Source organism: Pseudomonas sp. GW822-FHT07A10 (assembly GCF_058798795.1).
In genome coordinates this window covers 254,345-266,652 of sequence record NZ_JBXAKV010000005.1, presented here as the reverse complement: position 1 = coordinate 266,652, position 12,308 = coordinate 254,345, and the positions used below count along the sequence as shown (strand labels likewise).

The 12,308-nt window shown below is 62.4% G+C and carries 10 protein-coding genes; 2 read left to right on the top strand and 8 right to left on the bottom strand.

Going from position 1 to position 12,308, the window contains the following annotated elements; all coding sequences use genetic code 11:
* The 6 genes from AC1RL4_RS11360 to AC1RL4_RS11335 form a co-directional block, all read right to left on the bottom strand.
* Entirely contained in the window at nt 1–876 is an 876-nt protein-coding gene (locus AC1RL4_RS11360) for an ABC transporter permease (RefSeq protein ID WP_019578991.1), read from the bottom strand.
* Complete coding sequence (locus tag AC1RL4_RS11355) at nt 873–1,829, bottom strand: ABC transporter permease (protein ID WP_019578992.1); 957 nt, start codon at nt 1,827–1,829, stop codon at nt 873–875. The genes AC1RL4_RS11360 and AC1RL4_RS11355 overlap by 4 nt, the downstream gene beginning before the upstream one ends.
* Before the next feature lie 47 nt (nt 1,830–1,876).
* Entirely contained in the window at nt 1,877–3,514 is a 1,638-nt protein-coding gene (locus AC1RL4_RS11350) for an ABC transporter substrate-binding protein (RefSeq protein WP_028940566.1), read from the bottom strand.
* Nucleotides 3,515–3,608: 94 nt separating this feature from the next.
* Entirely contained in the window at nt 3,609–4,883 is a 1,275-nt protein-coding gene (locus AC1RL4_RS11345; protein ID WP_105341702.1) for an NAD(P)/FAD-dependent oxidoreductase, read from the bottom strand.
* A gap of 42 nt (nt 4,884–4,925) precedes the next feature.
* The gene (locus AC1RL4_RS11340) at nt 4,926–5,594 is read right to left on the bottom strand and encodes a haloacid dehalogenase type II (RefSeq protein WP_028940564.1); all 669 of its coding nucleotides are present in this window, start codon (nt 5,592–5,594) and stop codon (nt 4,926–4,928) included.
* A 521-nt stretch (nt 5,595–6,115) separates the two neighbouring features.
* Entirely contained in the window at nt 6,116–7,588 is a 1,473-nt protein-coding gene (locus AC1RL4_RS11335; RefSeq protein ID WP_230172676.1) for an aldehyde dehydrogenase family protein, read from the bottom strand.
* A gap of 240 nt (nt 7,589–7,828) precedes the next feature.
* On the opposite strand from AC1RL4_RS11335, the gene AC1RL4_RS11330 reads away from it, so the two are divergent.
* Both AC1RL4_RS11330 and AC1RL4_RS11325 read left to right on the top strand, forming a co-directional pair.
* Nucleotides 7,829–8,686, top strand: a complete 858-nt coding sequence (locus tag AC1RL4_RS11330) for a GNAT family N-acetyltransferase (RefSeq protein WP_230172674.1) — start codon at nt 7,829–7,831, stop codon at nt 8,684–8,686.
* A gap of 69 nt (nt 8,687–8,755) precedes the next feature.
* Nucleotides 8,756–9,469 carry a cupin domain-containing protein gene (locus tag AC1RL4_RS11325; protein WP_019578998.1) on the top strand — a complete coding sequence of 238 codons (714 nt, stop codon included), beginning with the start codon at nt 8,756–8,758 and terminating at the stop codon, nt 9,467–9,469.
* Nucleotides 9,470–9,675: 206 nt separating this feature from the next.
* Here AC1RL4_RS11325 and AC1RL4_RS11320 read toward each other — a convergent pair whose 3' ends face one another.
* Both AC1RL4_RS11320 and AC1RL4_RS11315 read right to left on the bottom strand, forming a co-directional pair.
* Complete coding sequence (locus tag AC1RL4_RS11320; RefSeq protein WP_019578999.1) at nt 9,676–11,019, bottom strand: OprD family porin; 1,344 nt, start codon at nt 11,017–11,019, stop codon at nt 9,676–9,678.
* A 77-nt stretch (nt 11,020–11,096) separates the two neighbouring features.
* Complete coding sequence (locus AC1RL4_RS11315; protein ID WP_230172672.1) at nt 11,097–12,302, bottom strand: acetyltransferase domain-containing protein; 1,206 nt, start codon at nt 12,300–12,302, stop codon at nt 11,097–11,099.
* Nucleotides 12,303–12,308 lie beyond the last annotated feature (6 nt).

Here is a 12,308-nt window from a genome sequence, read left to right as displayed (position 1 = left end):
TCAATGACCTCCCGTACGTCGACTACGCCGTGACGACAGTCGGTCGATGAACAGATTCACGCCGATGGTCAGGGTGCCGATGGCCAGCGCCGGAATCACGATGGCCGGCGCGCCCTGATTGAGGCCGCCGATGTTCTCGCGCACCAGCGAACCGAGGTCGGCATCCGGCGGTTGCACGCCGAGGCCGAGGAAGCTCATGCCACTGAGCAGCAGCACGATGAAGCCGAAGCGCAGCCCCAGATCGGTCAGCACCGGGTTGAGCATGTTCGGCAGGATTTCCACGCAGGCGATGTACAACCGACGCTCGCCACGGGTGCGGGCCACTTGCACGTATTCCAGCGCTTCGATGTTCACCGCCATGCTGCGGGCGATGCGGAACGCGCCAGGGGTGAAACTCAAGACTGCGGTGCAGATCAGCAACAGCACCGAAGAACCGAACGCCGAGACCATGATCAACGCCAGCATCTTGCTCGGGATGGAGATAAAGGCATCCATCAAACGGCTGATCACTTCGTCCAGCCATTTCGGCGACACCACCGACAGCAGCGCACATCCGGTCCCCAGCGTGCTGGCCAACACCGCTGAAATCAGCGCCAGCCCCACGGTGAACCGCGCGCCGACGAGAATGCGGCTGAGCATGTCGCGGCCCAGGTAATCGGTGCCCAACGGGTAAGCCACGCTGAGGCTGTCGAACACGTTATCGGAGACCACTTCACCCACCGGGTGCGGCGCCAGCCACGGACCGAAGATAGCCACCAGCAGCCAGATCACACACATCGCCGCCCCGACCAGGCCAAGCCACGACGGTCCATGGGCGACCTTGCCCAATGCCAGCTCGGGCCCTGCAGGCGCCGATTTCGCCATGAGATCGTTCATTGGTTTCTCAGCCTCGGATTGGAAAGAATCGCGCACAGGTCGGCAATCAGCACCAACCCCAGGTACGCCGTACAAAACAGCATGGTGCAGGCCTGAACCAGCGCCATGTCACGGTTGGTCACGGCATCGACCATCAGGCTGGCGATGCCGGGGTAGTTGAAGATCGTCTCGACGATCACCACCCCGCCCAGCAGGTACGACAGGCTCAGGGCGATGGCATTGGCAATCGGCCCGATGGCGTTGGGCAAGGCATGGCGCAACACGATCCGTACCGGGCTCACGCCCTTGAGCCGGGCCATTTCCACATAGGCGCTGTCGAGTTGATCGATTACCGCCGCCCGGGTCATGCGCGCCATTTGCGCGACGATCACGCAGCACAAGGTCATCACCGGTAAGGCGTAGGTGCGCATGAATTGCCAAGGTGAGGTGATGTCGCTGGCATAGGACAGCGCCGACAGCCAGCCCAGGTTCACCGCAAAGATCAGCACCGCCAGGGTCGCCACCAAAAATTCCGGCACGGCGACCAGGGCCAGGGTGATGAAGCTGAGGAAACTGTCCATGCGCCCGCCCCGGCCCATGGCCGAGCCGATGCCGATGATCAGCGCCACCGGCACCGACACCAGCGCCGTGACGGCCGCCAGCATCAGTGTGTTGGGCACCCGCCCGGCCATCAGCTCGCTGACCGGCAAGGCATTGGACACCGATTGCCCCATGTCGCCGCTCAGCAGGTTCATCAACCAATGCAGGTAACGCACCACACCGGGTTGATCCAGCCCCAGTTTCAGGCGCAAGGCCGCCACCTGTTCCGGCGTGGCGAATTGCCCGAGTGCCTGTTGCGCCGCGTCCCCCGGCAATACCGCCGTGATCGCAAACACGACCATGGACACGATCAACAAAGTCACGATCGCCGCGCCCAGGCGCCGGCCGATCAACCACAGTGTGTTGCTGTTCATCGCCCTACCCTCATGCAATAGCCCCGCTTACGCCCGTGTGCGGCCGATCAGGCATCGAGCCAGACCTGTTCGGCGAACATGTAGCCCATGAAACCGCCGAGGGGGTTGCTGCCGTAGCCCTTGATGCGCTGGTCGACGCCGTCGATGTTGCTGATGAACACCGGCACGCCGATGCCACTGTGTTCATGCACCAGTGCCTGCATATCGGCGTACATCTTGCTGCGCTTGGCGTCGTCGGTTTCACCGCGGGCGAGCATCAGCAGTTGGTCGAACTGATCGTTCTTCCAGCCCGACTCGTTCCATGGCGCGCTGGACTGGAAGAACTGCGAGAACATCACGTCGGCGTTCGGCCGAGGGTTGATGTTGCCGAAGCTCAGCGGGTGCTTCATCCAGTGGTTGGACCAGTAGCCATCGCTGGGCAGGCGATTGACGTCGAGCTTGAGCCCGGCCTGTTTCGCCGATTGCTGCAACAGCACAGCGATGTCCACCGAACCGGTCGCGGCAGGCGATGCCACCAGCGGCATGGTGATGCTTTCCATGCCGGCCTTCTTCAGCAGGAATTTGGCTTTTTCCGGGTCGTAGGCCCGCTGCGGCAGGTCGGCGTTGTAGTAGCGCGAGCCAGGGGAAATCGGATGGTCGTTACCGACGACGGCAAAGCCACGGAACACCGCGGATTTCACTTGCTCACGGTCCAGCAAATACTTCATCGCCTGAGTGAATTCGGCGCTTTTACCCGGCATCTGGTCCTGACGGATGATCAGGTCGGTGTAGTTGCCCGACGGCGCATCGACGACCCGGTGTTTGGCGCTGGCCTTGATCCGTGTGGTCGAGCGTGGGTTGACCTCGTTGATCATGTGCACGTCGCCCGACAGCAGCGCGTTGACGCGTGACGGTTCGTCGGCAATCGCGATGAATTCGATCTCGTCGAGGTACGGCAGGCCCGGTTTCCAGTAGCCGGTGTTGCGCGCGGCAATCGAGCGCACGCCCGGTTTGAATTCCTTGACCGTGAACGGCCCGGTGCCGATGCCCTGGTTGAAGTCGGTGGTGCCTTCGGGAACGATCAACAAGTGCGACACGGCGAGGATCGACGGCAGCTCGGCGTTCGGCGCACTCAGGCGGATCTGCACTTCGTGGGTGCCGGTGGCCTTGATCTCTTCGAACTGCGCCATCAGCGGCATGACCTTGGAACCGGTCAGCGGGTCTTTGTGGCGCGACAGCGAGAACACCACGTCGGCGGCGCTCAGGGTCTTGCCGTTGTGGAAGGTCACGTCCTTGCGCAGGGTGATGATCCACAGCGTCGCATCGGTGTTATCGATGCGCTCGGCCAGTTCCAGTTGCGGCACCAGGTGGCTGTCGAAACGGGTCAGGCCGTTGTAGAACATGAAGTGACGCACGTAGTCGGTAGACAGCGCGCCCTTGGCCGGGTCCAGGGTGTCGGCGGTGGAGCTGGACATGCCGGCGACGCGAATCCGCCCGCCCGGCTTGCCTTTGCCCGGGGTTGCCGCTTCTTCGGCGAACAGTTTGCCGGCAGCGCCGAACAGGCTACCGGCGCCCGCTGCGGCAACACCCGCCACGCCGAGCATCTGCAAGGCGTGGCGCCGCGACATGCCACGGTTGAGGCCTTCGAATACCCGCAGGCTGTCCTGGCCGGAAATCAGTTTCGAGTCGATCTTGTTGTCAGTCATATCAGTTGTACCTGTCGAAAAAATGAGGCTCGAGTGCCCACGGATGTCCGGGGCGTCCTGGAAACGCAAACGACGGTGACGCCACAACATCAACTCAATGCAAATAGTCCTGGAGGCGGTAGTAAGCGCCCACGAACGGCAAGAACCACGGCTTGCCGAAATGCCCGGGAATCGCAGGCCAGTCGAGTTCGCGCCAGGGATTGGCCTCGACTTTGCCGGCCATCACCTCGGCCATCACCTGGCCCATGTGCACCGACATCTGCACGCCATGGCCGCTGTAGCCCATGGAGTGATAAACCCCGCCGTGCTGACCGGCGCGAGGCAAACGGTCGGAGGTCATGTCCACCAGCCCGCCCCAGCAGTAGTCGATTTTCACCTTGGCCAACTGCGGGAACATCTGCACCATCGCCGCTTGCAGCACCTTGCCGCTCTTGGCGTCGTTCACGCTGTCGGACATCGCGAACCGCGCACGGCCGCCGAACAGCAAGCGGTTATCCGGGGTCAGGCGAAAGTAGTTACCGATCATGCGGCTGGTGACATAGGCACGCCGACCGGGCAGCAGCTGATCGATGAGGAACTGCGGCAGCACCTCAGTGGCGATCACGAAACTGCCGACCGGCACGATCCGCCGCCGATACCAGCCCAGGCCACCGTGCTGACAAGCGCCGGTCGCCAGCAATACTTGCCCGGCGTGCAAAGAACCCTTGGCGGTGTTGACCCGATAACCGCCGGCCTGGGCTTTCCAGTCCGTCACCGGCGTGCCTTGATGGATCAGCGCGCCGTGACGCGCGGCGGCCTCGGCCAGACCGACGCCGAAGCGTCCGACGTGCATCTGCACGCCGTTGCGCTGCAGCAAACCGCCATGGAACTGCGCCGAATTCACTTCGGCGCGGGTCTGTTCGGCGTTCAGCAACTCGACCTCGGCATCGACCTCCTTGCGAATCAATTCGCAGGTGCGCGCCAGGCCTTCGTAGTGCAACGGTTTGGCCGCCAGTTTGAGCTTGCCGTTGCGCTTGAGGTCGCAGGCGATCTGCTCCTGCTCCACCAGGGACACAACGCTCTGTACCGCGCTTTCATAGGCCTGGTAATAGGCCCGCGCCTTGTCGGCACCGAGGCTGGCACTCAGCCCGGCATAGTCCTGGGCAACGCCGGTGTTGCACTGGCCGCCGTTGCGCCCGGAGGCTTCGCCGATCACTCTCCCGGCTTCCAGCACCACCACACTGGCGCCCTTCAAGGCCAGCGCGCGAGCCGCCGCCAGGCCGGTGAAACCGCCACCGACGATGGCCACGTCGACCTGCCCGGGCAATGCGCCGAGCTGAGCACCGGTAAACGCCGGTGCGGTGTCGAGCCAGTAGGATTCACTGCCCATGTCTAACCCCTTATTCCGTGAAGAGCGCCGTTACCGTTCAACTCAGAGACCGACCAGCGCCGCCAGTCCACCGATGTCGGTGATCTGCTGATAGCCGTAGAACGCATTGCCCGGAACCTCGTGACCACGGGCGACGAAGGCCTTGTTCTTGATCTTCATGTCGTGGGCCGGCATCAGGTCGTAACGGAAACTGGAAGACACATGCAAGATGTCTTCCGGGCCGCAGTTGAGGTTGTCGAGCATGTACTCGAACGCCGCCAGGCGCGGCTTGTAGGCCTGGGCCTGTTCGGCGGTGAAGACCTTGTGAAACGGTGCGCCGAGCTTGTCGACGTTGGACATGATCTGGCTGTTGCTGGCGTTGGAGAAAATCACCAGGGGGATCTTGTCGGCGATTTTCGACAGGCCGGCCGGCACGTCCGGGTGCGGGCCCCAGGTCGGCACGGCGTCGTAATACAGCTGGCCTTCGCCACGGTATTCGACACCCCAACGCTTGCAGACCCGTGCCAGTGCGGTCTTGAGAATCTCATCATAAGGCCGCCAGTCACCCATGACCTGATCCAGGCGATAGGCGGAAAAATCCTTGACGAACTGATCCATCTGCTCGGGCACCACGCGGTCGGCGAACAGTTCGCGAGTCATCGTGCCCATGTGGAAATTGGTCAGCGTACCGTAGCAGTCGAACGTAATGAATTTGGGGCGTAGAAAGCTCATTGAGTGCGGTCCTGAAGTTCGTTGAGGTCATGGCGCGACAGGTATTCGCTGCGTTTCGGGAGCGGCGATGCAACGCTGCAGCACACCGTCATTACAACACCGTGAAATCAGCAGATGGCGTTAAAAGCGACCTCTGCTTGATACAAACCACCGTTTTAGCCTGCCCCCTCAGCAGACTTTGCGGCTCGCTCCAGCCTTGGGCAAACCCCGTATTTATGCGCTCTTATGGACCCTCATGACTATGCGAGGCTGACGAACGCCCCCATTCACGGCAGAACCTGCGCCGGGCTGAACGAAAAAGGGCGCCTCCCTGAGGAAGCGCCCGTTTGGGTGCGGTTTGAACCTTCTCTTGATGACTACCCGGTGTAGCAGCTGCCGAGCCTGCGAGGCTGCGTTCGGCGGCGAAGCCGTCGTGAAATCAGCTATTGCGGTGTGTCATGAAAACCTTGCAAATCGGGTTTACGACGGCTTCGCCGCCGAACGCCGCCTCGCGCTGCTCGGCAGCTGCTACGGGGGCCGTGTTATTGGACGATATCGATCAGCACGCTCTTGAAGCGCAAGTTGGCTTCGAAGGCTTCGCGGCCCAGGTCCTTGCCGATGCCGGAGCGTTTGTAGCCGCCGGTCGGCAGGATGTAGTCGTTGCTGCGTCCGTAACGGTTGACCCACACTGTGCCCGCCTCCAGCCGCCGGACCAGTCGCAGGGCGCGGTTGATGTCGGCGGTGTGCACGCCCGCTGCAAGGCCGTAGGTGGCGTGTGCGGCCAGGTTCAGCGCCTGCTGTTCGTCATCGAACGCCTGCACCGTCAGCACCGGGCCGAAGATTTCTTCACAGATCGCCGGGTTCTGATTGTCCAGGCCGGCCAGCAAAGTCGGCTGGTAATAGGCACCGCCCAGCCCTTCGAACAAGCCACCGCCAGTCAGCACTTCGGCCCCGGCCTGGCGCGAACGCTGGACGATGCCGTCGATACGGCTGGCCTGCAACCGGGAAATAATCGGCGACAGCGTGCTCTCGGATGACCAGGTCGGGCCTGGACGCAATTCCTCGAAATACGCCTGCAAGTGTGCAACGAACGGCTCCATGATCGAGCGCTCGATCAATAACCGAGAACCAGACACGCACACCTGCCCGGCATTGCCGGTGATGGCCAGCGCCACGGTGCGTGCGGTTTTCGCGATGTCCGGCACGTCGGCAAACACCAGTTGCGGACTCTTGCCGCCCAGCTCCAGGGTCACCGGTTTCGGCCCCACCAATGCACAAGTGGACATGATGCTCGAACCCGTTGCCGTGGAGCCGGTAAAGGTTACCTTGCCCACCCGTGGATGACGGCACAACGCATCGCCGGTAATCCGCCCATCGCCCTGAACCACGTTGAAAATCCCGGCAGGAATGCCCGCCTGCACCGCCAGTTCGGCAAAGCGCAGGCTGGAAAACGGCGTCAGCTCCGACGGTTTGAGCACCACAGCATTGCCGGCAGCCAGCGCCGGCGCGACTTTCCACGAAGCCATGCTCAAGGGGAAATTCCACGGCGCGATGGCGGCGATCACGCCGTACGGTTCGGCGATCTGCATGCCCAGGCGATCGGTCTGGGTCGCCGCGACTTGGCCGCCGTGCTTGTCCGCCAGTTCGGCAAAGAAACGAATGCCCTCGGCGACATAAGGAATGTCCCAGGCGATCACATCTTTATGCGGACGGGTCGAGCCCACCGCTTCCAGCGGCGCCAGCACGGCGACATCGGCTTCGATCAGATCGGCCCAGCGACGCATGACCCGTGCCCGTTCCCGGGGCGGACGGCTGGCCCAATCGCTGCGTTTAAACGCCTGCCAGGCATCGTTGACCGCCTCATCCACCAGGTCGGCATCGGCGATCGGCAGCTGGGCATAGGCCTGACCGTCTGAAGGGCGAACCACCTCCAGCCCCGGTTGGGCGTCGCGGTATTTTCCGGCAATAAAATGAGCGCTGCGCACAGCGATGAGGCGAGGATCGAAGCTATCCATGGAGCACTCCAAAAAGGGACGGCGAGGCGTTTACTCAGGCCTCCATCGTAGAAAAAAAGCCCAAGCATTTGCTGCCGACCTTATGGGGCAATTAAGTAGTAAGTGTGGTCTGCAGGCCTTTGAGGTGAGGAATCTGCCGAATCCTTCCGCCCCCCTTGTCAGGCCTTCACACAGATGGGATACAGGCATCCTCGCGCCGGAAAACCGGTTGATCGCGCACACTGTAAACGGAGACTCGCCATGTCCGCCTCGCACCCTTCCGCCTATACCTATCGGCCGATGACCGCCGCCGATTTGCCTTCGGCCCATGCCTTGTCTGTTGAGTTGAAGTGGCCCCATCGCCTGGAAGACTGGGCGATGCTGCAGCGGGTCAGCGAAGGTTTCGTGGTGCTCGATGGCGACCGACTGATCGGCACCGCATTCGCCTGCCGGCAAGGCGACTTCGCCACCATCGGCCTGGTGATTGTCAGTGACAACTATCAGGGCAAGGGCATCGGCCGTCGATTGATGGAGCACGCACTGGAGGCCTGCCAGTCGCGCACGCCGATGCTCAATGCAACCCTCGCCGGCGCACCGCTTTACGCCAGCCAGGGGTTTGTCGAGTTCGGGCGGATTCAGCAGCATCAAGGCCTGGCTCAGGCGCCCGCGCTTGAACCGCTGGCAGACGGTGAAGAATGCCGCCCGTTACAGGCGGCGGATCGGGCTCCTCAACTGGCACTGGCCAACGCCGGCAGCGGGCTGGACCGGCAAGCGGTGCTCACGGAGCTGTTTGCGGTGGCCGAGCATTCCGTGGGCATCGAGCGCGACGGTCAGTTGCGTGCCTTCGCCCTGCTGCGCCCGTTCGGTCGCGGTCGTTGCCTCGGCCCGGTCATCGCCGAAAACCTTGAACAGGCCAGACACCTGATCGCGGTGTTGCTGGCCCAGGTGCCGGACGCTTTCGTGCGAATCGACATTCCAGCGGACAGTGGTTTGAGCGAGTGGTTGGCGCTGGCCGGTCTCAAACAGGTCGACACCGTGGCGCAAATGGCACGGGGTACACCGCCGCAAGCGGCCAACGGCGTACGCCAATTTGCCCTCGTCACCCAAGCCATCGGCTGATCCCGGCGCGCGATGAAGCGAGCGCCTTCCATCACTTTCTACCCCCCATTTGCAGGGAGCGTCACCCGCATGTCTCAACCCACCATTGTGCTGTTGGCCCGCGCCGACGGCAGCCGCGTTGCTACGTCTTTCAAGGCAGCGCCCTTGAGTTCCATCGATCCGTTCATGGACGGTCGTCAGATTGCCTACATTGGGTCCGACGGCGTCTCGGCGGGCCTCGTTCACACTAGCAAAACCGTCGATATCGAGCACTTCCCGCACACCGAAGTGATCGTGGTCCATGCCGGGCATGTGGTGCTGCAATCCGGGGAACAGGTGCTGGAATTGGGGATCGGTGCCAGCGCCGTGATCGGTCGCGGCACGGCGCTCAGGTTTCAGGCACAACCCGATACTTGCTGGGCCTTCTGCGCCGTCACCAGCCCCACTGCCGAACCGACGCCGGGGCTGACAGCGCTCGACCCGCTGGCGATGCTGTCCCCTTCGGCGGCACCGGAACCGCAGATATTGATCGGGCCTACGCCGCAGTGCCGCTCGCGCAATGCCTTCGAAGACGACACGACTAATCTGCGCGTGGGTGTGTGGGATTCGACGCCGTACACCCGCCATGGCCGAGCGCACAAACTCAACGAGCTGATGCACCTGCTCGAAGGCAGCGTGACTTTGCAGGCGCCTGACGGGAGCAGCGTTACGGTCAACCCCGGTGACACCGTGTTCGTGCCACAAGGGGCACCTTGTGCCTGGAACAGTGCGCGGTATGTGCGCAAGGTTTACGCCGTCAAATAGCGCTGGCCGATTTGAATCAGCGTAATCGGTCCCGGTTACGCTAATCCCGTAGCAGCTGCCGAGCTGTGCGAGGCTGCGTTCGGCTGCGCAGCAGTCGTAATCCCTGAATGCGCAGCGTGCCTGACGGATCGCAGCGCCTGATTTCGCGACTGCTACGCAGCCGAACGCAGCCTCGCGCGCTCGGCAGCTGCTACAAGGCGTGAGCCTCAGAATTTCCCGCCCAACGGATATTCAATCGCCAGACGAATCTGATCGGCATCCAGCTCAGCCTGTGCCGAATTGCCCCGATGGACCGCATGGCGCAGGGTAAACCCGAGGTTTTTCGCCGGGCCCGACTGCACCACATATTTGGCCTGCAGATCACGTTCCCAATGCTTGCCACCCTGCCCGTAACCCAGCCACTTGTAACCGCCGTTGGGGTCCATGTGACTGCCGTCGATGCCGCTGCCGCGCGCATACAACGCACCTAAGGTCAGGCCGGGGACGCCGTAGCCAGCCATATTCAGATCGTAACGGGCCTGCCAGGAAGCTTCTTCGGGTGCGTTGAAGTCGGACAGGGCCACCGAGTTGCTCAGGTAGATCGCGCCTCGGGTCACGTAGTCGAAGGGCGTGTCACCGTCGACCTTCTGATAACCCAGGCCGAAGCTGTGAGCGCCGACTTTGTAGGTGGACAGCAAACTCCAGGTGGTGTTGTCGATTCGGCCCGATAACGCTTTGCCGGTGTCCTGGGTGCGATACAGATTGAGATCGAAGATCAGCTCCTGGCCAGCGGCCAACGGCTGCGTGTAAACCGCGCCCAGATAGTGCTGACGCCAGGTATCGTCATACTGCGCGCTGAACAGGCTGGCATTGAGTCCCTTGACCGAGGTGTTGCGCCCACCGATCAAATCGAAGCTGTTGCCCTGCTTGCCGTTGGAGTAATTGACCACAAAACCTTGGTCATGACTGGTGGCGTTACGGTCGGTGCTCTCGTTGAAGTGCCCGCCGTACAACGTGGTGCCGGGCAGTTCGCGGCTGGTCAGCAGCCAGCCGGTGGCGGTCTCGGGCAGCAAGCGGCTGTCGGATGAACCGAATACCGGGGTTTTCACCCGTTGCTCGCCGTAGCGCAATTCGGTGGAGGAAAAACGCAGCTTGGCCACGGCGCCGCCTCGGCTGAATTCATCCTTGGGGTGGCCTTCGTTGTCCACGCCCAGCACCCGCGCCTTGCCGGCGCGCCCGCCGCCGCTGTCCAGTTGCCAGCCGGAATACAGGTGTGCGTCCAGGCCGAAACCCACGGTACCGGTGGTGAAACCCGAGGCCACATCGGCCATCAGACCGTAAGCCCACTCCTCCGCCAGATCGCTGCGCTGGGCCCTGGGTTTATAGGCGTTGCGGGCGCCGTTACTCAGTGAGCCGTGTTGATAATCGCGGCGGTCATAGAGGCTGCGATTGAGCAGGCTCCACTGGCTGTCCTGCAAAAAACCGTTGGCGTTGTCTTGTTCCGATGCCTGGGCGAGCAGGGTTTCCCCTCCCAAGGCCAAAAGCAGGGCGTGCGTGGTTAACGTCTTCACAGTTTTCTCCTGGAAAATCGGTCGTGCGCAGCGGGTCGTAAGGTGTCCCGCCCGATGGGGGGACACCGAAGAGCGGCTCAGAGGTATTTGAGAATCGCGATATCGCGACGGCGCTGCTTGAGGTTGGCGAACCAGCGTGTCGGGAAGAACAGCAGCACCCCGAGAATCACGCTCCACAGCCAGACCGTGGGCAGGTTATCGAAGCCGTAATAGGTGCCCTGATTGGCGCCCCAGATGGCAACCGCCACCAGGTACATGGCCTTGAGCACATACAGGTGCAACAAGTAGAAGAACATCGGCGCGCCACCGTAGACCGCCAGGGTCGCGGTGGACCAGCGATGCTGGGCCTTCTCGAACAACGCCAGAAGAATCAGCCCCAGGCCGAGGGTCGGCATCAGGAACATCAGTGACGGCGGGTACTTCTTCGCGCTCATGAAACTCATGAAGGTGCGCAGCGAATCGCCGGTCTGCACCCAGGGTTTCTCACCGTAAACGTTCAGATAGCGGATGAACACAAACGCCGCCAGCAGGCCGAAGCCGACTTTGAGCAAGCGGGAAATCCGCTCTGCCGGTTCCATGTCCTTGCCGAACCACGGCCCGATGGCCCAGCCCAGCAGGATTACGCCGATCCACGGCAACACCGGGTACGTGGTGCGAGCCCGGGTGAACTCGGTGATGTCGATGAATACGCGCTGATGCAGGATCGACCACGGCACGAAGAACGGCGACTCCGGCCCCACGGTCACGCCATCGAGCAGGTTGTGCCCGGCGACGATCGCCACTCCGAGCACGATCAGCCAACCGCGTTTAAAGTGCAGCAACCCGGCAAGCACGATCATGCAGATGCCGATGCACCAGATCACTTGCAGCCACAGCGTCTTGGGCGGGAACTCGGCGTTCCAGGCAAAGCACACGAACGTGAGCTCCAGCAACACCAGGAACAGCCCGCGTTTGAGCAGGAACACCGAGGTTTCACTGGCCGTGTGTTTCTGGCTGTAGAGCCAGGCCGACAACCCGGTGAGGAAGATGAACACCGGGGCGCAAAGGGTGCTCAGCAGGCGGGTGAAGAACAGGTCCGGGGTCACGCTCAGCGCATCGATCGGGTCGGTGACCTGACGGTGCAGCAGAAAGGTTTCGCGCACATGGTCGATGAGCATCAACAGCATGACGAAGCCGCGCAAGGCATCGATGGCCAACATCCGGGTGTTGGTTTTGGCAACGCTGGTGGCCAGCGCAGGGGAAACACTTCCCGCCTGCCCTGCCACGCTTGTAGATAGGGTCATATCAGT